The organism is Microbacterium californiense (genome assembly GCF_047246625.1).
GTDB lineage: Bacteria > Actinomycetota > Actinomycetes > Actinomycetales > Microbacteriaceae > Microbacterium.
Genome location: NZ_JBFOKQ010000002.1, coordinates 536,255 through 560,241, shown reverse-complemented (window position 1 = coordinate 560,241; position 23,987 = coordinate 536,255). Strand labels below are relative to the sequence as shown.

26 protein-coding genes and 2 tRNA genes are annotated in these 23,987 nt (G+C 70.5%); 19 read left to right on the top strand and 9 right to left on the bottom strand.

The window, feature by feature from the left end; all coding sequences use genetic code 11:
- The first annotated feature begins 160 nt into the window (after positions 1-160).
- From AB3M82_RS14045 to AB3M82_RS13985, 13 genes are all read left to right on the top strand, one after another.
- Positions 161-1,165 (top strand): TadA family conjugal transfer-associated ATPase, encoded by a 1,005-nt coding sequence (locus AB3M82_RS14045; RefSeq protein WP_412958571.1) that lies wholly within the window; start codon positions 161-163, stop codon positions 1,163-1,165.
- Positions 1,159-2,055: a type II secretion system F family protein gene (locus AB3M82_RS14040; protein ID WP_412958570.1), complete on the top strand. Its 897-nt coding sequence runs from the start codon at positions 1,159-1,161 to the stop codon at positions 2,053-2,055. Before AB3M82_RS14045 ends, AB3M82_RS14040 begins: the two co-directional genes overlap by 7 nt.
- Before the next feature lie 43 nt (positions 2,056-2,098).
- Entirely contained in the window at positions 2,099-2,299 is a 201-nt protein-coding gene (locus AB3M82_RS14035; protein ID WP_412958569.1) for a DUF4244 domain-containing protein, read from the top strand.
- A complete protein-coding gene (locus AB3M82_RS14030; RefSeq protein WP_412958567.1) occupies positions 2,299-2,700 on the top strand; it encodes a TadE family type IV pilus minor pilin in 402 nt (133 codons plus the stop codon). The genes AB3M82_RS14035 and AB3M82_RS14030 overlap by 1 nt, the downstream gene beginning before the upstream one ends.
- Positions 2,700-3,029 (top strand): helicase, encoded by a 330-nt coding sequence (locus tag AB3M82_RS14025; protein WP_412958565.1) that lies wholly within the window; start codon positions 2,700-2,702, stop codon positions 3,027-3,029. Before AB3M82_RS14030 ends, AB3M82_RS14025 begins: the two co-directional genes overlap by 1 nt.
- 78 nt (positions 3,030-3,107) lie before the next feature.
- Positions 3,108-5,972, top strand: coding sequence for a type I DNA topoisomerase (gene topA / locus AB3M82_RS14020; protein WP_412958564.1), 2,865 nt, complete (start codon positions 3,108-3,110; stop codon positions 5,970-5,972).
- Positions 5,969-6,598, top strand: coding sequence for a dTMP kinase (gene tmk / locus AB3M82_RS14015; protein WP_412958562.1), 630 nt, complete (start codon positions 5,969-5,971; stop codon positions 6,596-6,598). Before topA ends, tmk begins: the two co-directional genes overlap by 4 nt.
- A 76-nt stretch (positions 6,599-6,674) precedes the next feature.
- Entirely contained in the window at positions 6,675-7,832 is a 1,158-nt protein-coding gene (locus AB3M82_RS14010) for a DNA polymerase III subunit delta' (RefSeq protein ID WP_412958561.1), read from the top strand.
- Positions 7,829-9,388 (top strand): alpha/beta hydrolase, encoded by a 1,560-nt coding sequence (locus AB3M82_RS14005; protein ID WP_412958560.1) that lies wholly within the window; start codon positions 7,829-7,831, stop codon positions 9,386-9,388. The genes AB3M82_RS14010 and AB3M82_RS14005 overlap by 4 nt, the downstream gene beginning before the upstream one ends.
- A gap of 70 nt (positions 9,389-9,458) precedes the next feature.
- Positions 9,459-9,534, top strand: a tRNA-Thr gene (locus tag AB3M82_RS14000).
- Positions 9,535-9,637: 103 nt separating this feature from the next.
- Positions 9,638-9,847, top strand: a complete 210-nt coding sequence (locus AB3M82_RS13995; RefSeq protein WP_412958559.1) for a hypothetical protein — start codon at positions 9,638-9,640, stop codon at positions 9,845-9,847.
- Positions 9,848-9,887: 40 nt separating this feature from the next.
- Positions 9,888-10,469 carry an isochorismatase family protein gene (locus AB3M82_RS13990; RefSeq protein WP_412958558.1) on the top strand — a complete coding sequence of 194 codons (582 nt, stop codon included), beginning with the start codon at positions 9,888-9,890 and terminating at the stop codon, positions 10,467-10,469.
- Positions 10,466-10,999 carry a DUF1697 domain-containing protein gene (locus AB3M82_RS13985; protein ID WP_412958557.1) on the top strand — a complete coding sequence of 178 codons (534 nt, stop codon included), beginning with the start codon at positions 10,466-10,468 and terminating at the stop codon, positions 10,997-10,999. Before AB3M82_RS13990 ends, AB3M82_RS13985 begins: the two co-directional genes overlap by 4 nt.
- Here the strand turns inward: AB3M82_RS13985 and AB3M82_RS13980 are convergent.
- Entirely contained in the window at positions 10,989-11,207 is a 219-nt protein-coding gene (locus tag AB3M82_RS13980) for a hypothetical protein (protein ID WP_412958556.1), read from the bottom strand. The genes AB3M82_RS13985 and AB3M82_RS13980 overlap by 11 nt on opposite strands.
- Positions 11,208-11,232: 25 nt before the next feature.
- On the opposite strand from AB3M82_RS13980, the gene AB3M82_RS13975 reads away from it, so the two are divergent.
- On the top strand, positions 11,233-11,751 hold the full coding sequence (locus AB3M82_RS13975) for a CGNR zinc finger domain-containing protein (RefSeq protein ID WP_412958555.1): 519 nt from the start codon (positions 11,233-11,235) through the stop codon (positions 11,749-11,751).
- Positions 11,752-11,817: 66 nt separating this feature from the next.
- Here the strand turns inward: AB3M82_RS13975 and AB3M82_RS13970 are convergent, their stop codons facing one another.
- From AB3M82_RS13970 to AB3M82_RS13960, 3 genes are all read right to left on the bottom strand, one after another.
- Positions 11,818-12,366, bottom strand: a complete 549-nt coding sequence (locus AB3M82_RS13970) for a type 1 glutamine amidotransferase domain-containing protein (protein ID WP_412958554.1) — start codon at positions 12,364-12,366, stop codon at positions 11,818-11,820.
- Between the two features lie 220 nt (positions 12,367-12,586).
- Positions 12,587-12,659: transfer RNA gene (locus AB3M82_RS13965), tRNA-Lys, on the bottom strand.
- A 136-nt stretch (positions 12,660-12,795) separates the two neighbouring features.
- Positions 12,796-13,458 (bottom strand): fasciclin domain-containing protein, encoded by a 663-nt coding sequence (locus AB3M82_RS13960; protein WP_412958553.1) that lies wholly within the window; start codon positions 13,456-13,458, stop codon positions 12,796-12,798.
- 174 nt (positions 13,459-13,632) lie between these two features.
- Here AB3M82_RS13960 and AB3M82_RS13955 point away from each other — a divergent pair, with 174 nt between their 5' ends.
- From AB3M82_RS13955 to AB3M82_RS13935, 5 genes are all read left to right on the top strand, one after another.
- Positions 13,633-15,345 (top strand): cytochrome c biogenesis protein DipZ, encoded by a 1,713-nt coding sequence (locus tag AB3M82_RS13955; protein WP_412958552.1) that lies wholly within the window; start codon positions 13,633-13,635, stop codon positions 15,343-15,345.
- Positions 15,346-15,389: 44 nt separating this feature from the next.
- Positions 15,390-15,989, top strand: coding sequence for an ECF RNA polymerase sigma factor SigK (gene sigK / locus AB3M82_RS13950; protein ID WP_412958551.1), 600 nt, complete (start codon positions 15,390-15,392; stop codon positions 15,987-15,989).
- Positions 15,986-16,795: an anti-sigma factor gene (locus AB3M82_RS13945; RefSeq protein WP_412958550.1), complete on the top strand. Its 810-nt coding sequence runs from the start codon at positions 15,986-15,988 to the stop codon at positions 16,793-16,795. The genes sigK and AB3M82_RS13945 overlap by 4 nt, the downstream gene beginning before the upstream one ends.
- Before the next feature lie 60 nt (positions 16,796-16,855).
- A complete protein-coding gene (locus tag AB3M82_RS13940; RefSeq protein WP_412958549.1) occupies positions 16,856-17,485 on the top strand; it encodes a DNA-directed RNA polymerase subunit beta in 630 nt (209 codons plus the stop codon).
- A 182-nt stretch (positions 17,486-17,667) separates the two neighbouring features.
- Positions 17,668-18,552: an aminodeoxychorismate lyase gene (locus tag AB3M82_RS13935; protein ID WP_412958548.1), complete on the top strand. Its 885-nt coding sequence runs from the start codon at positions 17,668-17,670 to the stop codon at positions 18,550-18,552.
- A 152-nt stretch (positions 18,553-18,704) separates the two neighbouring features.
- Here AB3M82_RS13935 and AB3M82_RS13930 read toward each other — a convergent pair whose 3' ends face one another.
- From AB3M82_RS13930 to AB3M82_RS13910, 5 genes are all read right to left on the bottom strand, one after another.
- On the bottom strand, positions 18,705-19,550 hold the full coding sequence (locus AB3M82_RS13930) for a type IV toxin-antitoxin system AbiEi family antitoxin domain-containing protein (protein ID WP_412958547.1): 846 nt from the start codon (positions 19,548-19,550) through the stop codon (positions 18,705-18,707).
- A gap of 263 nt (positions 19,551-19,813) precedes the next feature.
- Positions 19,814-20,593, bottom strand: coding sequence for a phosphate ABC transporter ATP-binding protein PstB (pstB, locus tag AB3M82_RS13925; protein ID WP_412958546.1), 780 nt, complete (start codon positions 20,591-20,593; stop codon positions 19,814-19,816).
- Positions 20,594-20,621: 28 nt separating this feature from the next.
- Entirely contained in the window at positions 20,622-21,719 is a 1,098-nt protein-coding gene (gene pstA / locus AB3M82_RS13920) for a phosphate ABC transporter permease PstA (protein ID WP_412958545.1), read from the bottom strand.
- Between the two features lies 1 nt (position 21,720).
- Positions 21,721-22,683 (bottom strand): phosphate ABC transporter permease subunit PstC, encoded by a 963-nt coding sequence (gene pstC / locus AB3M82_RS13915; protein WP_412958544.1) that lies wholly within the window; start codon positions 22,681-22,683, stop codon positions 21,721-21,723.
- Between the two features lie 99 nt (positions 22,684-22,782).
- Entirely contained in the window at positions 22,783-23,886 is a 1,104-nt protein-coding gene (locus tag AB3M82_RS13910) for a phosphate ABC transporter substrate-binding protein PstS (protein ID WP_412958543.1), read from the bottom strand.
- Positions 23,887-23,987: the final 101 nt, after the last annotated feature.

The window sequence follows — 23,987 nt, the reverse complement described above, 5'->3', positions numbered from 1 at the left end:
CGATCGTGGCTCGCTTCGGGCGGCATCTCATTCCCCCCGTGAGATGCCGCCCTTCTCCGTCTTCGGATGCTGTCCTGCACCGTCCCGGGATGGCCGTGCTTGTGCACAGACGTCGTCCTGAGGGTCGGGGCGCACGGAAGCGCGCGCCTAGCGTCGGGGCATGCCCGAGCCGTTCATCATCCGCCCGCGAGACGCAGCCGGCGAGCCGGAAGGCTTCGCGTCCGCCCCGCTGCGGCTGCACGACGCCTTCGGTCCGCTCGCGGAGCACTGCGCGGACGAGGCGGTCACCGACGTGTTCGTCAACGGCGCCTCCGGGCTGTTCGTCGATCGGGGCCGCGGCGCCGAGCCGGTGCCGGAGTGGCGCGCCTCCGAGCGGGAGGTCCGCGACCTGGCGGTCGCCCTGGTCGGTCTCGGCGGGCGGCATCTCGACGATCAGGCACCCTGCGTCGACGTGCGTCTGGATTCCGGCATCCGCATCCACGCCGTGCTCGCCCCCGTGTCGACCACCGGCACGGCACTGTCGCTGCGCATTCCGCGCGTCCGGGCAGCCGATCTCGACGCGCTCGCGCGCCTGGGGTGCTTCCGCGACGGCCAGCAGGCGTGGCTGCGGTCGCTCGTCGCCGAGCGGGCGAACATCCTCATCACCGGCGGCACAGGCACGGGAAAGACCACCCTGCTCTCGGCGCTGCTGGGCGAGGCTCCAGCGCGGGAGCGGATCGTCACGATCGAAGACGTCGCCGAGCTCCGTCCGCGGCACCCTCATCACGTCGCCCTCGAGGCGCGGCAGGCGAACCTCGAGGGCGCCGGCGGGATCACCCTGGCGCGACTCGTGCGCGAGTCGCTGCGCATGCGTCCGGACCGGCTCGTGGTGGGGGAGTGCCGCGGCGAGGAGGTGCGCGAACTTCTCACCGCGCTGAACACCGGGCACGACGGCGGCGCGGGAACGCTGCACGCCAGCGGTCTGCTCGACGTTCCCGCGCGCATGGAGGCGCTGGGTGCGCTCGCCGGCATGGACGCCACGGCGCTGGCCCGGCAGGCGGTCAGCGCCTTCTCGGTGATCCTCCACCTCGAGCGGGCGCCCGACGGCGTGCGCCGCGTCGCCCGTGCGGGCGTGTTCGCGCTGGCGGGAGACCGGCTCGCCGTCGAGGAGGTGGCGCCATGGTGATCCGCCGCCGCCACAGCCGCCCGCCCGTCGCCGAGGCGGATGCCGCGACCTCCGTCCAGACGCTCGCCGTGCTGCTGCAAGCCGGTGCGGGCCCCGTGGCCGCGTGGCGTCACCTCGCCGACACGGGCGATCCGCATGCCGTCGCTGTCGTGGCGCGCCTCGACGCCGGCGTCCCGCTGCTCACGGCGATCGAGGCGGAGGGCGGCGCCTGGACCGAACTGGCGGCGGCGTGGGAGATCGCCACGACCGTCGGTGCGCCGCTCGCCGAGGTGCTGCGTGTGATCGCCGAGGCGCTGCGCGATGCGGCCTCCGCCGCCGACGACGTCCGGATCGCGCTCGCCGAGCCGGCGGGCACGGCACGGCTCCTGCTGTGGATGCCGGTGGCGGGGCTCCTCCTCGGGCTCGCTCTCGGGTTCGACGTCATCGGCGTGGTCGTGGCGCAACCGGTGGGCGCGGTGTGCGTGGTGGCGGGGGCATCGCTGGTGCTGCTCGCCCGCGCCTGGACCCGCCGGCTGCTCCGCCGCGCCCGACCCGATCCCGGGACCCCCGGCATCCGATCCGAGCTCGTGGCGGTCGCCCTCTCGGGCGGGGCCTCCATCGAGCGGGCCCTCGCGCTGCTTCCCGACGACCGTCCCGGAGGCGGCTCGCCGGATCGACTGCACGGCGTGCTCGAGCTGTCGCGCGCGGCCGGCGTCCCGGCCGTCGAGCTCCTCCGCGCCACCGCCGCCCAGGAGCGTCACGCGGCCCGGGTCCAGGGTCGGCTGCGCGCCGCCCGCCTGTCCACGCGGCTGCTGCTGCCTCTCGGCGTGTGCACCCTCCCGGCCTTCCTGCTGCTCGGCGTCGCTCCGATGCTGCTGAGCATCCTCACATCCACCTCGCTCCCGACCTGACACCCACCGGATGCGTCCGCATCCCGACAGAAAGAAGGAACACATGACCCCCTCCCTCCCGACGCTCACCCGTCGACGCGCGGCCTCGCTGTTCGGCGACGATTCCGGCGCCGCGACCGCCGAGTACGCGATCACGACGATGGCCGCCGTCGCCTTCGCCGGGCTCCTCGTCGTCATCATGCGATCGGACGAGGTGCGCGGCATCCTCACCGACCTGGTGCGGCGGGCGTTGACGGTGGCCTGATGCGACGGCCGTCGAGGCGCCGGTCGGACGCTGGTCCTGCGCCGGACGCGCGTCCCGCCTGGGTCGTCCTGCACGGAGAACGCGGATCCGCGGCCGCCGAGCTCGCCGTCGCTCTGCCGGCGGTGGTGCTCGTCGTCCTGCTCGGGGTCGGCGCCCTCGGCGGCGCCGCACGGCAGGTCGCTCTGCAGGACGCGGCCGCCGACGCCGCGCGCCTGCTCGGACGCGGAGAGGACGCGTCCGTGGCGGCCGCGGCGGTGGCTCGCGCCGTCCCCGGTGCCCGGATGTCGTCCGGCGTCGCCGCGGAAACGGTATGCGTGACCGCCCGTTCCGAGGTCGCGATCGGGCGTCTGCTGAGCATGCCGCTCGAGGCGACGAGCTGCGCGCTCGACGGCGGGCTCTGATGGCGGGATCGGCGCTGGCGACCGGCATCCTCCTCGTCGCGGCCGGTCTGACCGTCTCCCTCGCGGCGGTCGGGGGAGCGGCGGTCACCGCTCAGCGCACGGCGAGCGCTGCGGATGCCGCAGCGCTCGCCGCAGCCGACGCCGCCAGCGGTGCGGTGCCCGTCGCCGACGACCCGTGCGCGCTGGCCGGCCGGGTCGCGGCCGCCTCGGGCGCGACCGTCACGGCCTGCTCGATCGAGGACTTCGTGGCGACCGTCGAGGTCCAGGCGGCGTACGCTGGACTCGCTGCCGTCTCCCGTGCCCGTGCTGGGCCACCTCCAGGCGAATGACGGCGGAACGCACCGCTCCCTCTGAGAACACCTGATCAGCCGGGTGTGTATGGTGTGCTTCGAAGAAAGGACGCACCCTTGGCTCAAGGCAAGAAGCTCGTCATCGTCGAGTCCCCGACGAAGATGCGGTCGATCCAGGGATACCTCGGCGACGGCTACGAGGTGCTCAGCTCCGTCGGTCATATCCGCGACCTCGCCGACAAGAAGGACATCCCCGCCGACGCCAAGCAGGCCTACGGCAAGTACTCGATCGACATCGAGAACGGTTTCGACCCGTACTACGTCGTGTCGGATCGCAAGACCAAGACGGTCGCCGAGCTGAAGCGCGCCCTGAAGAACGCCGACGAGCTCCTGCTCGCCACCGATGAGGACCGCGAGGGCGAGGCGATCGCCTGGCACCTGCTCGAGACGCTCAAGCCCAAGGTCCCCGTCAAGCGCATGGTGTTCCACGAGATCACCAAGGACGCGATCCAGGCAGCCGTCGGCAACACCCGGGAGCTCGACCACTCCCTGGTCGACGCGCAGGAGACGCGCCGCATCCTCGACCGTCTGTACGGGTGGGACGTCTCGCCCGTCCTGTGGTACAAGGTCAAGACCGGCATCTCGGCCGGCCGCGTGCAGTCCGCTGCGACCCGGCTGATCGTCGACCGTGAGCGCGAGCGCATGGCCTTCGTCTCGGCCGAGTACTGGGACGTCGACGCCTCCGCCGCAGCGAGCGGCACGTCGTTCAAGGTCCGGCTCGTCCGCGTCGACGGCGGACAGCTGGCGCGCGGATCGGACTTCGACGACAAGGGCGCTCTGAAGAAGGCCGTCGTCATCCTCGACGAGGCGAAGGCCGCGGCTCTCGCCCGTGCCGTCGAGGCGTCGGGTGCCGGAACCGTGACGAAGGTCGAGGCGAAGCCGGGAACCCGCAGCCCCTACGCCCCGTTCACCACGTCCACCCTCCAGCAGGAGGCGGGTCGCAAGCTCTCGATGGGCGCGAAGCAGGCGATGAGCGTCGCCCAGCGCCTGTACGAGAAGGGGTACATCACCTATATGCGCACCGACTCCACGGCGCTGAGCACCCAGGCGGTGCAGGCGGCCCGGAGTCAGGCCGTCGCGCTCTACGGCGACAGCGCGGTGCCGCTGAAGCCGCGCGTCTACAAGTCCAAGAGCAAGAACGCGCAGGAGGCGCACGAGGCGATCCGCCCCTCGGGCGAGAACTTCCGCACTCCGGCATCCCTGTCCTCCGAGCTCGACCGCGAGGAGCAGCGCCTCTACGACCTCATCTGGAAGCGCACGGTCGCCAGCCAGATGGCCGATGCGAAGTACGAGACGACGACCGTCACACTCGCCGTCGACGCCGCCGGGCAGACCGCCGAGTTCACCGCATCCGGCACGGTCTACACCTTCAAGGGCTTCCTCGAGGCCTACGAGGAGGGACGCGACGAGAAGCGCGGCGACGCGGATGCCGCCGAGAACCAGTCCCTGCCGCAGGTCGCCGTCGGCGACGAGGTCGCGATGTCGGATGCCGAGGCGAAGGGGCACCGCACCACGCCGAAGCCCCGCTACACCGAGGCCTCGCTGGTGAAGGTGCTCGAGGAGAAGGGCATCGGCCGTCCGTCGACCTTCGCGTCGATCCCCGAGACGATCCTTGACCGCGGCTACGCGGTCAAGCGCGGGCAGGCGCTCGTGCCGACGTGGCTCGCGTTCAGCGTGGTGCGTCTGCTCGAGGAGCACTTCTCCGACCTCGTCGACTACGACTTCACCGCCGCGCTCGAGGACGACCTCGACACGATCGCTCGCGGCGAGCAGAACCGTGTGGAATGGCTCAAGTCGTTCTACTTCGGCTCGGACTCGCACGTGGGGCTGCGCCAGGTCGTCGACAACCTGGGCGAGATCGACGCCCGCGCGCTGAACTCCACGCGGATCACCGACACGGCCACGTTGCGATTCGGGAAGTACGGCCCGTACCTCGAGGTCGCCGATCCCGAGAACCCCGACGCCAAGCCGCGCATCGTGAACGTCCCCGAGGACCTCGCGCCCGACGAGCTCACCGCCGAGAAGGCGCAGGAGCTCATCGATGCACCCGTGGCCGGCGACCGGGTGCTGGGGGAGAACCCCGAGAACGGCAAGATCGTCGTGGTGAAGGACGGCCGGTTCGGTCCGTACGTGCAGGAGAACGATCCCGTCGCCGACGACGCCGCGGTGGACGAGGCCACGGGCGAGGTCGTCGAGGCTCCGAAGAAGCGCGGCGCGAAGAAGGAGGCGGCTCCCAAGCCGCGCACCGCCTCGCTCTTCCGCTCGATGTCGGTCGACACCATCGACCTCCCCACGGCGCTGCAGCTGCTGAGCCTGCCGCGCGTCGTCGGGGCCGATCCCGAGACGGGCGAGGAGATCACCGCGCAGAACGGCCGCTTCGGTCCGTACCTCAAGAAGGGCGCCGACTCGCGGTCGTTGGAGAGCGAGTCGCAGATCTTCGAGGTGACGCTCGAGCAGGCGCTGGAGATCTACGCGCAGCCGAAGTACGGCGCGCGCCGTGCGTCGAGCGCGCTCGCCGAGTTCGAGGCAGACCCGGTGAGCGGGAAGCCGATCCGCGTCCGGGACGGTCGTTTCGGTCCGTACGTCACCGACGGCGAGACGAACGTCACGATCCCGCGCGGACAGACGCCGGACGACATCACCTTCGAGGTCGCCGTGCAGATGCTCGCCGACAAGCGCGCCAAGGGGCCCGCACCCAAGCGGGGCTCGCGCACCGCCGCGAAGAAGGCCCCGGCGAAGAAGGCCCCCGCCAAGAAGCCGGCGGCGAAGAAGACGACCGCCGCGGCCGCGAAGAAAACGACGACCGCGGCCGCAAAGAAGGCGACGGGAACGAAGGCGACGGGAACGAAGGCGACGGCGACGAAGACGGCGGCCGCGAAGGCGCCGGCGAAGAAGGCTTCGGCGACGAAGGCCGACTCGTGACCTCAGGCCGCGGCCTCTGGATCACCCTCGAGGGCGGCGACGGCTCCGGAAAGACGACGCAGTCGGCGCTCCTGGGACGCTGGCTCGAAGACTCCGGGCGCGCCGTACTGCGCACCCGGGAGCCCGGGGGCTCGGAGGTCGGACAGCTGATCCGCGACATCGTCCTGCACCATCGGGGCGACATCGCCCCGCGCGCCGAGGCCCTGCTGTACGCGGCCGATCGCGCGCACCACGTCGCCACGGTGGTCCGCCCGGCGCTCGAGCGCGGCGACATCGTGCTGCAGGACCGCTACCTCGACTCGTCGGTCGCGTATCAGGGGGCGGGACGGGTGTTGGATGCCGAAGAGGTCCGCGACCTGTCGCTCTGGGCGGCCGAGGGCGCATTGCCCGACCTCACGATCCTGCTCGACCTCGACCCGGCGGATGCACGCGCTCGACTCGACTCGGCGGACAAGCCGTTCGACCGTCTCGAGGCCGAGAAGGGGGAGTTCCACGGTCGCGTTCGCGAGGCCTTCCTCGCGCTGGCGGCCGGCGAGCCCGAGCGTTTCCTCGTCGTCGACGCGGCCGGTTCCCCCGAGGCGATCGCGGCGGAGATCCGTGCCCGCGTCGAGACGCTCCTGCGCTAGCCGCGTCGGCCGGAGCCGCCTACCCGGTGGGCTCCGCGGTGGACTCCGTGTCGGTGCTCCCGATTAGGCTGGGGGCATGCCCCAGACCGTCGCCGCGCCGTTCCCGTGGGTCGACGTCTGGGGGCAGTCGCAGGCCGTCGAGACGCTGCGCGCCGCGGCATCCGATCCCGAGGCGCTGTCGCACGCCTGGCTGATCACCGGTCCGCCGGGATCCGGGCGCTCGACGCTCGCCTACGCGTTCGCCGCGGCGCTGATCGCCGACCGACCCGACGACGAGGCGACGATGCGCCAGGTCCTCGCGGGCACCCATCCCGATGTCACGGCCCTGCGCACCGACAAGGTGATCATCACGATCGCCGAGGCGCGGGCCCTCGTCGAGCGCTCGTACTTCGCGCCGTCGGCGGGGCGTTACCGGGTGATCGTCGTGGAAGACGCCGATCGCATGGTCGAGCGCACCTCCAACGTGCTGCTGAAGGCGCTCGAGGAGCCTCCCGAGCAGACCGTGTGGATCCTGTGCGCGCCGAGCGAGGCCGACCTGCTGCCCACCATCCGATCCCGCGTGCGGTCGCTGCGCCTGCGCGAGCCCGACGTCGACGACGTCGCACGCCTCATCAGTCTGCGCACCGGCGTCGACGAGACGGTCGCCGAGCAGGCTGCGCGGCATGCGCAGCGCCACATCGGCATGGCGCAGCGGCTCGCGACCGACGAGGCGGCCCGGCGCCGCCGCGAGGAGACCCTCCGGTCGGTGCTCGGTGTGCGCGGGGTCGGCGACGCGGTCGAGGTGGCCGGGCGCATCATCCAGGCCGCGACCGAAGACGCCAAAGCGCTCACCGCCGAGCGCGACGCGGCCGAGCGGGCCAGCCTGCTGCGCACGGTCGGCATCGCCGAGGGGCAGGCCGTGCCGCCGGCGCTGCGCTCCCAGCTGTCGGCTCTCGAAGACGACCAGAAGAAGCGCGCCACGCGCAGCCTGCGCGACGGCATCGACCGGGTGCTCACCGACCTGCAGTCCCTGTTCCGCGACGTCGTCATGCTGCAGTTCGGCCGCGGCGACGCCCTGATCAACCGTGAGCTGCTGCCCGAGCTGAGTGCTCTGGCGGCAGCCTGGACCGAGGCCCGTACGCTGGTCGTGCTGGACCACCTTGCCGAGACCCGGCAGTCGCTGGAGCGCAACGTCGCCCCGCTGCTCGCCCTCGAGAGCTTGCTCGTCACCGTCACGAGCGGGAGGACACCGTGAAGACCCGACACACCCCGCGCCTTCGTCGCGCCGCCGCCCTCGTCGCCGGTCTCGTCGCGGCATCCGTCGCGCTGAGCGGCTGCCTGTACGCGGCGATCCCCGAGTCGGGGCCCTCGCGCCCCTCCGCCACCCAGCCACCCGACACCGACGGCGTCGCCGCCGACCTCCTGCCGTTCTACTCGCAGACGCTCGAGTGGAGCAGCTGCGAGCCGGTGGGCTTCGACTGCACCCTGGTGACCGCGCCCCTCGACTGGGAGAACCCGGATGCCGGGGAGATCGAGCTCTCGGTCGTGCGCCACCAGGCCGAGGGCACGCCGATCGGCTCGCTGCTCACCAATCCCGGCGGACCCGGCGCGAGCGGCGTGGAGCTCATCCGGGACTCGCTCGACTTCGCGGTCGGGACGGAGCTGATCGAGAAGTACGACGTCATCGGGTTCGATCCGCGCGGTGTCGGGGAGTCGACGGCGGTGCAGTGCTTCGACGCCCCGCGCATGGACGCGTACCTCTACGACGTCCCGAAGGCTCCGCGCGGAAGCGCCGAGTGGGAGGCCGAACTCCTGCAGAACGACGAGGAGTTCGCCCAGGCCTGCGACGAGAACAGCGGGGGCATCCTGCCGCACATCACGACGATCAACGCCGCGCGCGACATGGACCTGATCCGGGCGGTGCTGGGCGACACGCAGCTCAACTACATCGGCTACTCGTACGGCACGTTCCTCGGAGCGACGTACGCCCAGCTCTATCCCGAGAAGGCCGGCCGCCTGGTGCTCGACGGCGCCGTCGACCCCGCCGTGTCGGGCATGGACGTCGGGGCCACCCAGGCCCTCGGCTTCGAGTCCGCCCTCCGCGCCTACATGCAGAGCTGCCTCGACTCGGGCGACTGCCCGTTCAACGGCTCGGTCGACGACGCCATGGCCGACCTGGGCGCTCTTCTCGCCAGCAGCGACCGCACGCCGTTGAAGAACGGCGACGGCCGGCTCATGGGGGCGGATTCGCTGATGACCGCCATCGTCGCGGCCCTGTACTCCGAAGCCAACTGGACGTACCTCACGCAGGCCCTCGACGAGGCGCTGCAGGGCGACCCGACCACGGCGTTCGTGCTGGCCGACTTCTACAACAGCCGTGACGGCAACGGCTATCTCGACAATTCGACCGAGGCGTTCACGGCGTACAACTGCATGGACTATCCGGTCGAGAGCGACCCCGAGGTCGAGGCGGCGACCCTGGAGAAGATCCAGGAGGGGGCGCCCACCATCGCGCCGTACTGGAGCGGGCCGGACTCCTGCGCGGTCTGGCCGTACCCGCCGACCGGCACGCGCGGCGAGATCAGGGCCGAGGGCGCCGGACCCATCGTCGTCGTCGGCACCACGAACGACCCCGCGACCCCGTACGAGTGGTCCGAGTCGCTGGCCGCCCAGCTCGAGGACGGGGTGCTCGTCACGCGCGTGGGCGAAGGGCACACCGGCTACAACAAGGGCAACGCCTGCGTCGACGACGCGGTCGAGGCGTTCCTGCTCGACGACGTCGTGCCCGAAGACGGCCTCCGCTGCGAGTGAGTGTCGCTCGATTCGCGAGCGGGCGCGAGACAGGGTAATATCGGTGATCGCGCCGGTTCGTCCGTCGCACGCCGCTTTAGCTCAGTCGGCAGAGCATTTCACTCGTAATGAAAAGGTCGTCAGTTCGATTCTGACAAGCGGCTCCACGAAATCCCCGGACTCCCCGAGTCCGGGGATTTCCTCGTTCCCGGGGAGGACACGGTCGCGGCGTTCCCCCGTGGCGAGCGCAGATGCCCGTATGCTCGCGCCATGAGCCGCGCAGAGAGCACCGCCGCCACCATGGTCATCCTCGGAATCGTCATGGGGATCGGGGGTGTGATCCTAGACCTGAACGGCGCGGGTTCCTGGATCCACTCGATCACCTGGGTGGGCGGGGGCATCTTCGGGTACGGGCTGGTCACCTGGATCCGCCTGGGGCGCGAGCGAAAGCGCGGCGACCTCCCCGCGTCGAGGTCGTGATTCCGCCGGTATCGGCCGCGCGCGGGCGTACCCTCGAAGCATGAGCAGAGCGCTTCTCATCGTCGACGTGCAGAACGACTTCACCGAGGGCGGTGCGCTCGCGGTCACCGGCGGCGACGCGGTCGCCTCGGCCGTCACGGCGTACCTCGCCGCCCATGCGGGGGAGTACGCGGTCATCGTCGCCTCGCGCGACTGGCACCATGCGGAGGGGGACAACGGCGGGCACTTCGCGGTGCAGCCGGACTACGTCGACACGTGGCCCGCGCACTGCGTCGCCGGAACCGACGGCGCCGAGTACGACCCGCTGCTGACGACGGATGCCGTCACCCATCACGTGCGCAAAGGGCAAGGGAAGCCCGCGTACTCGATGTTCGAGGGCGTCACGGATGCGGGGGAGACGGTCGGGGACGTCCTGGCGGGCGCCGGTGTGCTCGATGCAGACGTCGTCGGCCTCGCGACGGATCACTGCGTCCGGGCATCCGCTCTCGATGCGGTGGCCCACGGCGTGCGCGTGCGGGTTCTCACCGACCTGATCGCGGGAGTGGGGGAGGAGTCGAGCGTCGCAGCGCTCGCCGAGCTGGCCCATGCGGGCGTCGAGTTGGCCGAGAGCCCCGGGGCGTGAGCCGCAGCGTCCTGCTCCTCCGGGCGGTGAACGTGAGCGGCAGGAACCGCGTGCCCATGCCGGAGCTGCGGCAGGCGCTGGCCGGGTCGCCGCTCGTGCGCGACGTCTCGACGTACATCGCCAGCGGCAACATCGTCTGCGACGAGCCAGAGGACCCCGCAGAGGCGTGCGCCGAGGTCCGAGCGGTGATCCTGCGGGCCTTCGGGGTCGACACGCCCGTGATCCACCGCTCCCATGGCGAGCTGCTGGCGGCGCTGGCGGCGCAGCCCTTCGTCGACCCGGTCGAGAAGCTGCTGCATGCGATGTTCCTCGAGGCGGCCCCGCGGGAAGGAGCTGTGGAGACGTTGCGCGAGCGACTCGTGCCCGGCGAGGACATCGCTCTCGTGGGGCACGACCTCTGGATCAGCTACGCCGAGGCGGGGGTGCACGCCACGCGGCTGACGAAAGCCGTGCTCGACCGCGCGCTGGGCGTGGCGGGCACCGCCCGCAACCTCCGCACGACCCGCAGGCTGGCGGAGCTCACGGCCTGACGGTGCTCGTTCCGAGCACGCGGCTGAGAGCGGTCGGGGGAAGGTGCGGGTGCGGGGTCAGGTCGACCCTTCGGACGGCGCATCCCGTGCAGCGCACGTAGAGCAGGATGCCGTCGGCGGTGGGGTGTCGGGACTCGACGGTCCAGGCGTGCTCGTGCGAGCGGGCCGGAGCCGGAACCGGGGTGGGGAGAGTGTGCAGCGAGGTCATGGAACCAGCGTGATGTAATGGCCTTATGCATCTCAACCCTTACGGTGAGTACGCGGTGCTGCTGGCCGCGTCCTTGGCGAACGACTGGCCGGCCGACCGTGACGAACTCGAGCGGCGCACGCTCGAGCGGGGGATGACGCTGACGTTCCCGCCCGCTGCCGACGACCACGAGCGAGTGCGCGAGGTGATCGACGACTGGCTCGCGATCGTCGACGAGCCCGACCCCGACGCGCGGGCGGTGCTGCTGAACGCCCAGCTGGCGCAGTCGGCGGCGTACCCCAGGCTCACGAACCACGACGGCGAGGGCTGGCACCTGCACTACCGCGACGATGTGCCCTCGCTGCCCTTCGTGCTGCGCGCGATCATCAGTCTCGGCACGTCGCTGCACCTGGTCACCCGGGGCATGAACAGGCTCGCGCGGTGCGCGGCATCCCCCTGCACGAACGTCGTCGCCGATGTGACCCGGAACGGCCGTCAGCGGTTCTGCTCGGTGCGGTGCGCGAACCGTGCCGCGGTGCGCCGGCACCGGGCGCGGCTGGCCTGACCGCGCCCGCGCACGGGAACGGCCGCCCCGCATGACGCGGAGCGGCCGTTGCGAGGTGTGGAGGCCTCAGGCGGTCTGGCCCGAGTGCTTGCCCTCTTCGATCTCCTCGACGACCTTCGCGTTGAACGCGGGCAGGTCGTCCGGCGTGCGGCTCGAGACGAGGCCCGCGTCGACCACGACCTCCTCGTCGACCCAGTTCGCGCCGGCGTTGCGGAGGTCGGTCTTGAGGCTGGGGTAGCTGGTGAGCGTGCGGCCGTCGACGACGCCCGCCTCGATGAGGATCCAGGCGCCGTGGCAGATGACGCCGACCGGCTTGTGCTGCTCGAAGAACGCGCGGGCGAGCGCGATCGACGCCTCATCCATGCGCAGGTGATCGGCGTTCACCACGCCACCGGGAAGCACGAGGGCGTCGAACTGGTCGGCGGTCGTGTCCGAGGCCTGCAGGTCGACGGACTGCTCGTGACCGTTCTTGCCGGTGATCTTGCCGGTCTCGGGGGCGATGAGGGTGGCGCTCGCCCCGGCCGAGGTCACCGCGTCCCACGGGCTGGTGAGCTCGCTGTCCTCGAAGCCATCGGTCGCCAGGAAGGCCACTCGCTTGTCGGTGAGAGTCGACATCTTTCATCCTTTCGTGGGGGATTTCGGATGCTGTCGACTCTTCCGCACCCCTCGGATGCGGTGAAGGGGGTAGCCGTATCCCGGAAGGGATGTTAGTCGGGCGCTCTCGCGCCCTTCCGGTCGCGCGTTCGGCTGCTCCGGCGGCTCAGAAGGACCCGTCGCGCGACCGGAAGCCTCGGGAGGAGTTCGGGACGTCGGACGGCGCGGTGGATGTTGTCGGTGGGCCCCGTGGGGCTCGAACCCACGACCCGCGGATTAAAAGTCCGATGCTCTGCCAACTGAGCTAGAGGCCCGTGCGTCCAGTCTAGGGCGCGGAAAAGGGGGCCGTTGACGACGCCGCGTCGTCGACGACCTCCGGGGAGACCGCCGCGCGTCCCTCCTCGAACGCGCGGCGGTCGGTGCCGAACGTCTCCGCTCGGCACTCCCGGCTTACGCAGCCGGGGGCATCAGCACCGTGTCGATCAGGTACACGGTGGCGTTGGCGGTCTGGACACCGCCGCAGATGATGTTGGCGTCGTTGACCATCCACATGTCGCCGCTGCCCGTGACCTCGAGGTCGGCGCCCTGGACGGTCGTGTGCATACCAGCGATGTCCGACGGCTCGATCTGGCCGGGGACCACGTGGTACGTCAGGATCGAGCTGAGCGTGGCGCTGTCGGTCTTGAGGGCCTCGATGGTCGCCGGGTCGATCTTGCCGAAGGCGTCGTCGACCGGGGCGAACACGGTGAACTCGTCGCCGTTGAGCGTGTCCACGAGGTTGACGTCGGGGTTGAGCTGACCGCTGACGGCCGAGACCAGCGTCGTGAGCATGGGGTTGTTGGAGGCCGCGACAGCGACCGGGTCCTGGGACATGCCCTGGATCGAGCCGGCGCCGTCCGGCACCTCTTCGGCGTAGGCGGCGCAGCCCGGGCCGACGAGGTTGGCGGCGGGGTCCATCATCTCGGGCGTCGCCTCGGTCGACTCGGACGTCATCGGCTCCGACGACTCCTCGGTGCTGCTGGTGTCGGTGCCCATGGAACACGCCGACAGCACGAATGCGCTCGCCAGCGTGAGGGTGACTGCTGCGGTGACCTTCTTCGTGGTGCTGAACATCTCGAGCTCCTTCAGTGAGAACCACGGCCTCTCCGTGGCGTTGACAGGTGTTCGGAGCCCCGTCGGGATCGGATGGGAAGAATTTCGAGAATCTGGTCGATCGAGCGATCGACCCGTGCATCCAATCCATTTCCGGGGCCTCCGCGAACACTCCTCGACAGAAGCGAGGACCCCATGGACCTGATCATCATCGGCCTGCTCGGCGGGCTCATCACCGGAATCTCGCCGTGCATCCTGCCGGTCCTCCCGGTGATCTTCCTGACCGGCGGGGCGGCGTCGGCGGCCTTCGACGGCGAGGTGGTCCCGGCGCGTCGGAGCCGCCCGTTCCTCGTGATCGCCGGTCTCGTGCTGAGCTTCACCCTGGTGACGCTGGGCGGATCGCTGCTGCTGGGGCTGCTGAACCTGCCGCAGGACATCATCCGCTGGGTGGGCATCGTCGTGCTCGTGATCATCGGGGTCGGCCTCATCGTGCCGCGCTTCCAGCACCTCCTCGAGCGGCCCTTCCAGCGCTTCGGCCAGCGCGAGGTGAAGAACCGGGGGAGCGGCTTCGGCGTCGGCCTCGCACTCGGCGCGGTCTTCGTGCCCTGCGCGGGGCCGGTGCTCGCCGCGATCATCGTCGCGGGATCGACGGGCCGCATCGGCGTCGGCACGATCCTGCTCACCGTGTCGTTCGCGATCGGCGTGGCGATCCCTCTGCTGGTCTTCGCGCTCGCGGGGCGCAGCGTGGTGGAGCGCATCCGCGCGTTCCGCTCCAAGGAGCGCGGGCTGCGCATCGCGGCGGGAGTCGCCATGATCGCGCTCGCCGTCGGCCTGGTGTTCAACGTGCCGCAGGCGCTGCAGCGGCTGCTGCCCGACTACACGGCGCCCCTTCAGAACGAGATCGCGAACTCCGAGACCGTGGACCGCGCTCTCGACCTCGGCGGCCTCGTCACCGACGAGAACAAGCACCTCGACCAGTGCACCAACGGCGCGACCGAGCTCGAGTCCTGCGGCACCGCCCCGTCGATCACCGGCATCCAGGAGTGGATGAACACCCCGGACGGCGCGGCGATCGACCTGAAGGACCTCGAAGGGCAGGTCGTGCTGATCGACTTCTGGGCCTACTCCTGCATCAACTGCCAGCGCTCCATCCCGCACGTCGTCGCCTGGGACGAGGCGTACCGCGACCACGGTTTGCAGGTCATCGGCATCCACTCGCCCGAGTACGCCTTCGAGAAGGATGCCGGCAACGTCGCCGCCGGCATCGACGACTTCGGCATCGAATACCCCGTCGCGCTCGACAACTCGCTCGCGACGTGGACCAACTACCGCAACCGCTACTGGCCCGCGCACTATCTGATCGACGCCGAGGGCACGGTGCGCCACATCTCGTTCGGCGAGGGCAATTACGCCGCGACCGAGGCGATGATCCGCGAACTGCTGCAGGATGCCGATCCCGACGTCGACCTGCCGGCGGCGACGGACGTGGCCGACGACACCCCCGAGGTGGGCTCGACGACGCGGGAGACCTTCCTCGGCTCGTCGAAGGACGTGAACTTCGGCGGTAGGGAGGACTACGGCGCGGGCACGGGAGCGTTCGCGTTCCCGGAGGACCAGCCCGCCGACAGCTTCGCGCTCGACGGCGACTGGGTCGTCGAGACGCAGTTCGCGACCCCCGCCGGCAAGGGCGGCGGCATCCGACTCGACTACCACGCCGCCGAGGCGCGCGTCGTGCTGGCCGGATCGGGCATCCTCACGGTCGAGGACGAGAAGGGGCGCACGCAGACGATCGAGGTCGACGGCACGCCGCGCTCCTATGGGCTCGTGAAGCGCGACGACATCGCCGCCGGCGTGCTCACACTCGACGTTCCGGAGGGCGTGGAGGTCTACAGCTTCACCTTCGGGTGAGGCGCGGCGTCCGCGCCTGTGCGGGAAGAGGGGAGGAGTACGGCATGCTGGTAGAGATGGTCATCGACGGGATGGATGTACCCGAGGACGGCACGGCGCGCGACGCCGTCGCCGACCTCCTCCTCCGCGTCGCCTCGGGCGATCAGAACGCGTTCGCCGAGCTCTACGACATGCTGTCCTCCCGCGTCTTCGGTCTCATCCTGCGTGTGCTGGTGAACCGCTCCCAGAGCGAGGAGGTGCTCCAGGAGGTCTTCCTGGAGATCTGGCAATCCGCCTCGCGCTTCGCTCCGAACAAGGGTCAAGGACGGACGTGGATCATGACGATGGCGCACCGCAGGGCGGTGGACCGGGTCCGATCCTCGCAGTCCAGCACGGAGCGGGACGTCCGCGCAGGACTGCGGGACATCGGCGTGGCACACGACAGCGTCTCCGAGCAGGTGGAACTGAGCATCGAGGGCGGGCGCGTCGTGGATGCGCTCTCCGGGCTCCCGGAAGCGCAGCGCGAGGCGATCGTGCTCGCGTACTACGGCGGTTACAGTCAGAACGAGATCGCGGCGCTCGTGGGAGCGCCGCTGGGGACAGTCAAGACACGGATGCGAGACGGACTCTCGCGCCTCCGGTCGGCGATGGGGGTGAAGGCATGAACGAGCAGGAATTCGCGGAACTCGCGGCAGGAGCAGCCCTGCACGCGCTGTCTCCCGACGAGGAGCGTCGGTTCCGTCGCGCCCTCGTCGAGCACCCCGAGTGGCAGGCGCTCGTCGACGCGGATGCCGAGACCGCCGCCCGCCTCGCCGACGCCGCTCCCGCGGTCGTCCCCGCCCCCGACCTGCGGGCGTCGCTGCTCGCGCGGATCGCGACGACGCCGCAGGACGACGACCCGACTCCGGACGCCGCCCCGGACCACGCCGCGGCCGATCTCGACGCCGGTGCCCGGCATCCGCTGCCCGACGCCTCGGCGCCGTCGCAGCCCGCCGCATCGCCCGCCCGGCCGCGCCGGTGGAGCCGTGCCGTGTTCGCGCTCGCCGCATGCCTGGCTCTGCTGGTGGGCGTCGGCGTGGCAGCGGTGGCGATCAACCAGTCCCTGAACCGGCCGGCGAGCGTCGTCGCCCTCGAGATGATCGAGTCGTCCGACGATGCCGCCCAGGCCAGCATCACGCTCGACGACGGCACGACCGCGACCGCCCACTGGTCCGCCTCCCTCGGCTCGGCCGTGCTCGTCGCCGAGGGTCTCGACGCCCCGGCCGAGGGCAAGACCTACGAGATGTGGTTCGTGCGCGGGGAGACCCCGGTCTCGGCCGGCGTGTTCGACGTGGAGGGCGGACAGGCGACCGCGCTGCTGTCGGGCGACATGCACGAGGGCGACGTGATCGCGGTGACCGTGGAGCAGGACGGTGGATCGCCCGACGGCCAGCCGACCACCGACCCGATCATCGTCATCCCCACGGCCTGAGTCGCCGGGGACGTCCGGGCGACACCGCCGGAAGCCGCGGATCGCGCGTACCCTGGAGGGATGCCCGAGCAGCACCACCGCCCCGTGCGCCGCCCGTCCCAGGACTTCGACAACCTCGTCGGAGCACACGACCCGGCCGAGGAGACGCGGATCGCCCACGCCACGGCATCCGCCCTGCTGGCCCGTGTGCGCGCCGACGAGAGCGGGGCGAGCGCCGACCGGCTCGTGGCCTTCACCGCCGAGCACGGCATCGACGAGATCGCCGAGCTGTGGTCGAAGGCGCCGTCACGCACGCTGCCCGGGGCGCTGTGGCGGCTGTACCTGCTGCAGCTGGCGATCCATGCCGACCCGCAGACCGCGGCGCTGCTCTACGAGCGGGGACGGGTCGAACTCGGCTCGGCGGATGCCGTGATCGCCGGGGCCCCGGTGCCGGCGAGCCCCGACGAGCTCGTGGTGCTCATCGACACGATCCTGCGCGGGGCGTTCCGCGGCGACTTCGCGGTCGCGCTCGATCGTGCGGCCGCCTTCTGCCGCGTGCAGGCGTCGGGGGCGACCCACACGGCCGACGACTACGAACCGACCGAGCCGGTGCGGGCGAGCGAGCTGACGGCCCGCGCTCTGCGGCTCAGCAGCTACGGTCAGGACCTCTCGGCCGCCGGCATCCTGTGGCGCGCCGGCGCCCTCGCCTGAGCCCGCTCTCCCGCTGCGACGGCGGTCTTCGCCCGGAGACGAAAAAGACCGGGCCGCAAGAACGCCTCTCGGCGGAAGGCCGCTCGCAGCGGCGAAAATTGGAGCCCGGGGTTATGCGGCCCGGCCTGTACCAGTGTAACGCGATACGACCGGAGGTATTCCCGGCCCCCTAGGCTCGGATCATGATCCGGCGCTTCGCACTCATGATCGACCCCGTCTCGACCGACGACACCCGTGACGACTACCGCGACACCTTCACGCAGGTGGACGCCGCCGCCCCCGCTCTGAGCGTCGGCGAGCTGAGCACCCAGCGCGGAGACGGCGTCTTCGAATCGATCGGCGTGGTCGACGGGCACGCGCAGGAGGTGGTGCCCCATCTCGAGCGGCTCGCGCACTCCGCGCGGCTGTGCGACCTGCCCGCCCCGCACCTGCCCCAGTGGCGTCAGGCGATCGAGACCGCGGCCGCGCAGTGCGGCGACGGCGAGGCCGTGATCAAGCTCATCCTCAGCCGTGGCGTCGAGCACGGACCCACCCCGACGGCCTGGGTGACGGCCGCCCCGGCATCCGACTTCGGTGCGGTGCGGGCCGCCGGCGTGAAGGTCGTCACGCTCGATCGCGGATACGACCTCGGCGCGGCCGAACGCGCGCCCTGGCTGCTGCTGGGCGCCAAGACGCTCTCGTACGCGGTCAACATGGCGGCCCTGCGCGAGGCGCACCGACGCGGCGCCGACGACGCCGTCTTCCTGTCGAGCGACGGCTTCGTGCTGGAGGCGCCGACCGCCTCGTTGATCCTCCGGTTCGGCGACCGCTTCGTGACGCCGGCCCCGAACGGCGGCATCCTGCACGGCACCACCCAGCTGAGCGTGTACGAGCACCTGCAGTCCCGCGGCTTCGAGGTCGGCTACGACCGCATCCCGGCATCCGACCTCCCTCGAGCGGATGCCGCCTGGCTCGTCTCGAGCGTGCGCCTCGCCGTCGCGATCACCGCGGTCGACGACCAGCCCCTGCCCGTCGACCCCGCGCTGACCGCAGAGTGGAACCAGTACCTCCTCTCTCCCCGCGACTGAGGACCCTTCCCGGGCGCAGTGCCTTCCTGCGCGAGAAACCAGAGACCGCCCCGCGCCCTTATGGAGTGTCGAGTGCCGACGCACCGACCGTGGCTCGTTTCCTCTCTGTTTTCTCGAGCGGAAGACGGCGAAACGGCAAGCGGACGCTGTGGTCAGGATGCCCGGTGCGCGCCGCGCGCCATCGTGCCGAGGATCGCTGCCTCGACGACGGGCCACTCCCTGACGATGAGCGCGTAGCTGAACCGGAGGGTCGTGTATCCCGCTGACGCGGCGAAAGCATCGCGTCGCAGATCCTTCAGCCTCTCGCGCTCACGCTCATGGTTCTCGCGGCCGTCGGCCTCGATGATCAGCCGGTCGCCGATGACGATGTCGACCTCGCCGACCCGATCGATGAAGATCTGCGTCCTCACCGTGATGCCGAGGCGATGGAGGCGCAGGCGGATCAACGACTCGAGCCCGCTGTCGGCATCACCTCGAGCGAACGCGACCAGCCACCGCATCTCGACAGGCAGATGCCGGCGCAGCCACCGAAGACCGCCGGGGGAGAGAAGCGTGCGACGGAGGGCCGACTCGAGCGCCGCGAAGAAGGCCTCCTCGCCGCAACAGCGGGCCATCTGGAGGAGGACGTTCGCGACGGGCGGCGTCTCACCGACCGTGACATACCCGGCGTCCCAATGGATCACGCAGTCGGTGCACCCGGACCGAGGATTACCGGCTCGCCCCATCCAGACGTGATGGCCGAGCGGCTGCTCGAGGACCCACAGTCCATGGAGTACGGCTGCTCCGGCGCATCCGAGGGTGCCCCCATGGGACGCGGCATGCACGAGACCCTCGGGCGTCCCGGGCAACGCGTAGACGCCCTGGCGCGGACGGATGACCTCTCCTGCTCGCACGGCACGCGTGAGTTCCGCAGCGGTGACGCCCCGATCGAGCAGCTCGGACGTCCTGGCCATGCGTCCCAGCGTGCGCAGAGCGGAGTCGGCCCGGGCGAATGACATCCCTCGATCCTGCGCGATGGCGCGAGTCCCCGGTGTTGCCGCGGCAGGCACTGTGAACAGTCCGCAGCATCCGCTCTTGGTGCAGGATGAGTTGAGAACTCTGCATTCAGCGAGAAAACCCAGACCATCGTGACCCAGGGTGGTGTGTCTGCCGTCGACACGTCGTCTCGACGCCGTTCGGTCTGGGGTTTCCACCGAGGGGGCAGGGACGGCGAAGGGCCCCGAGGAGGATCCTCGGGGCCCTGCAGGTGGGATTCGTCAGATCATCCGAAGCGGCCGGAGACGTAGTCCTCGGTGGCCTGCACGGACGGGGTGGTGAAGATCGAGGTCGTGTCGTCGTACTCGATGAGCTTGCCGGGCTTGCCGGTGCCGGCGATGTTGAAGAACGCGGTCTTGTCGGAGACGCGGCTGGCCTGCTGCATGTTGTGGGTCACGATGACGATCGTGTACTCGTTCTTGAGCTCGCCGATCAGCTCTTCGATCGCGTAGGTCGAGATGGGGTCGAGGGCCGAGCAGGGCTCGTCCATCAGCAGCACCTCGGGCGACACGGCGATCGCCCGGGCGATGCAGAGACGCTGCTGCTGGCCGCCGGAGAGGCCGGAGCCGGGGCGGTCGAGGCGGTCCTTGACCTCGTTCCAGAGGTTCGCGCCGGTGAGGGACTTCTCGACCAGGGCGTCCTGGTCGCTCTTCGACATGCGGCTGTTGTTCAGCTTGACGCCGGCGAGCACGTTCTCCTTGATCGACATCGTGGGGAACGGGTTGGGGCGCTGGAACACCATGCCCACCTGGCGGCGCACCAGCACGGGGTCGACGCCCGCGCCGTAGAGGTCCTTGCCGTCGAGCAGCACCTCGCCCTCCACGCGTGCGCCGGGGATGACCTCGTGCATGCGGTTGAGGGTGCGGAGGAAGGTGGACTTTCCGCAGCCGGACGGGCCGATGAACGCGGTGACGCTGCGCGGCTGGATCTCGAGGGAGACGCCTTCGACGGCGAGGAAGCTGCTGTAGTAGACGTTGAGGTCGTTGACTTCGATGCTCTTGGACACGGGTTTCCTGTTCTGAGTGGTCGGGCGCTCAGCGGCCGGAGATCTTGGGGGCGAACCACTTCGCGATGAGACGCGCGAGGAGGTTGAGCACCATGACGATGAGGATGAGGGTGAGGGCGGCCGCCCACGCCCGCGCCACCGACGCGTCCGGGTTGGTGCCCTGGTTCATGTACTGGTTGTAGGCGAACACCGGGAGGGTCATCATCTGACCGTCGAAGATGTTCGTGTTGAGGCTCTGCGTGAAGCCGGCCGTCAGCAGCAGCGGGGCGGTCTCGCCGATGACGCGGGAGATCGCGAGCATGACCGAGGTGGTGATGCCGGCGATCGACGTCGGGAGCACGACCTTCAGGATGGTCAGCCACTTCGGCACGCCGAGTGCGTACGACGCCTCGCGGAGCTCGTTCGGCACGATCCGCAGGAGCTCCTCCGAGCCGCGCACGACGACCGGCGTCATCAGCACGGCCAGGGCGAGCGCGCCCATGATGCCCATCGAGATGCCCGGCTTGAAGAGCAGCGCGAAGACGGCGTAGATGAACAGGCCGGCCACGATCGAGGGGATGCCGGTCATCACGTCGACGAAGAACGTGATGGCCTTCGCAACCTTGCCGCGGCCGTACTCGACGAGGTAGATCGAGGTCATGAGCCCGATGGGCACCGAGATGATCGTGGCCGTCATCGTGATGAGGACGGTGCCCCAGATCGCGTGCACGATGCCCCCGCCGTCCCCGACGACGTTGCGCATCGAGTAGCTGAAGAACTCGGCGTCGAAGCGCTCGATGCCGTTCGCCACGACCGTCCACAGGAGCGAGATCAGGGGCAGGAGGGCGATGAGGAACGCCGTCGCGACCAGAGCGGTCATGAGCCGGTCGACGGCCTTGCGGCGGCTCTCGGCGATCGACGAGATCACCGTGATGATGACCATGTAGAGCAGGATGCCGACGATGACGGTGCCGACGATGTTGAAGTCGGCGAGGCTGGTGCCGATCGCGGCCACCGCGAAGACCGCGGCGCTGACGGCGAAGGAGGCTGCCAGCAGGGCCCACGGGGCCCAGGTGGGCAGCTTGCCCGCGGTGAGCGACGTGCTGGAGGAGGTCGCGGGGGCGGGGGCGGCGGTGAGGACGGACATGTCAGTTCGCTCCCGAGAACTCGGCGCGGCGCGCGACGATCCAGCGTGCCAGCGCGTTGACCGCGAAGGTCACGATGAAGAGGATGAGGCCGGTGGCGATGAGGGTGTTCACGCCGGTGCCGTGGGCTTCGGGGAACGCCAGGGCGATGTTCGCGGGGATCGGCGTCGGGTTGGTCGCGGTCAGCACCAGGAAGCTGACGACCGCGGAGGGCGACAGCACCATGGTCACCGCCATGGTCTCGCCGAGGGCCCGGCCGAGGGCGAGCATGGCGGCCGACACCATGCCGCCGCGGGCGAAGGGCAGCACGGCCATTCGCACCATCTCCCAGCGCGTGGAGCCGAGGGCGAGCGCCGCCTCCTCGTGGAGCTTGGGCGTCTGGAGGAAGACCTCGCGGCAGATCGCGGTCATGATCGGAATGCACATCACGGCGAGCACGAGGGCCGCGGTGAGGATCGTCTTGCCGGTGGAGGAGACCTGACCGCCGAAGAAGGGCACCCAGGCGGCGTGCTCGTTGAGCCAGGCGTAGATCGGCTGCAGCATCGGTGCGAGCACCAGGCCGCCCCAGAGTCCGAAGACCACCGAGGGGACCGCGGCCAGCAGGTCGATGACGTAACCGAGGAAGGCGGCGAGGCGGCGGTGCGCGTAGTGCGAGATGAAGAGGGCGATGCCGATCGCGATGGGAGCCGCGATCAGCAGGGCGATGAAGGAGGCCCAGAGCGTTCCGAAGACCAGCGGTCCCACGTAGGTCCAGAACGATTGGCCCCTGAGGATGTGGTTGTCGGTGGTGTCGAACTGGAAGGCCGGCAGGCTCTGGATGATGAGGAAGGTCGCGACGGCGGCGAGGACGACGAGGATGATGGTCCCCGCCCCGAGCGCGGTGCCGGAGAAGACCCGGTCGCCGAGCCGCTGCTTGGCCTTGATCGGTGCGGGCGGCGCTGCGGGCGCCTGCGCGGTCGTGCTCATGGTCTCCCTGTCTCGGGACGGAGTGGAACGGGGCTGACCGGCCGGAGCCCCCGCGCCCGGTCAGGACGCGGGGGCACCGGCATCAGTCGATCGGCTGGGTCAGCTGACCTGGATCAGGTCGATCGCGGCCATGACCTGCTCGCGCAGGCCGTCCGAGATCGGGGCGCTGCCGGCGTTGTCGGCGGCGGCGTTCTGGCCCTCTTCGCTCGCGATGTACGTGAAGTACTCCTTCACGAGCTCCGCGACGTTGCTGTCGTCGTACTGCTCGCAGCCGATGAGGTAGCTGACGAGGGCGATCGGGTACGCGCCGTCGGCGGCGGCAGCCGGGTCGACGTCGAAGACGAGGTCGCCCTCGCCGCGGCCCTCGACGAGCTCCGATCCTTCGACGAGCTTGGCGGCGGCCTCGGCGGAGTAGGGGACGAACTCCTCGCCGACACCCACCGCGACCTGGCCGAGGCCGTCGGCCTGCGACGCGTCGAGGAAGCCGATCGCGCCATTGCCGGCCGTGATCGCCTGCTTCACACCAGAGGTGCCCTGAGCGGCCTCGCCGCCCTGGATCGGCCACTCGTCCGAGACCTCGTAGGTCCAGACGTCGGGCGCGGTCGCGCCGAGGTACTTGGCGAAGGTCTCCTGCGTGCCCGAGGGGTCGGAGCGGTGGACCGGCGAGATCGCCAGGTCGGGCAGCTCGACGCCCTCGTTCAAGGCGGCGATCTCGGGGGCGTTCCAGTTGGAGATGGTGCCCGCGAAGATGCCCGCGATGGTGGCGGCGTCGAGGTTCAGTGTCTCGATGCCCTCGACGTTGAACGCGACGGCGACCGGCGAGATGTAGAGCGGGACCTCGACGATGTCGTCGGAGGTGCAGGCGCCGAAGCCGCCGGCGGCGATCTCCTCGTCGTTGAACGCGCGGTCGGAGCCGATGAAGTTGCTGCCGCCCTCGAGGAAGTTCTCGCGGCCGGTGCCCGAGCCGGTGGGCTCGTAGTTCACGGTGACGTCGGGGTTGGCGGTCTGGAACGCGGCGACCCAGGCCTCCTGGGCGGCGGTCTGCGAGGACGCGCCGGTGGCGTCGATGGTGCCGGAGAGCGTGGACTCGGAGGGCTCTTCGGACGAGCCGCCGGTGCCGCCTTCGTTCGCGGCGCAGCCGGCGAGTGCGAGAGCAGCGACGGCGCCGATGGCGCCGATGCGAGCGATTCGGGAGATCTTCACTGTGGATCCGTTCGATCGTGGTTGGGGTAGAGGCCCGGTGCAGGGCACACAGTGACGCTAAGCGCGGCGGTTAACGAGACTCTCCCGCCCGGGTGAACGGA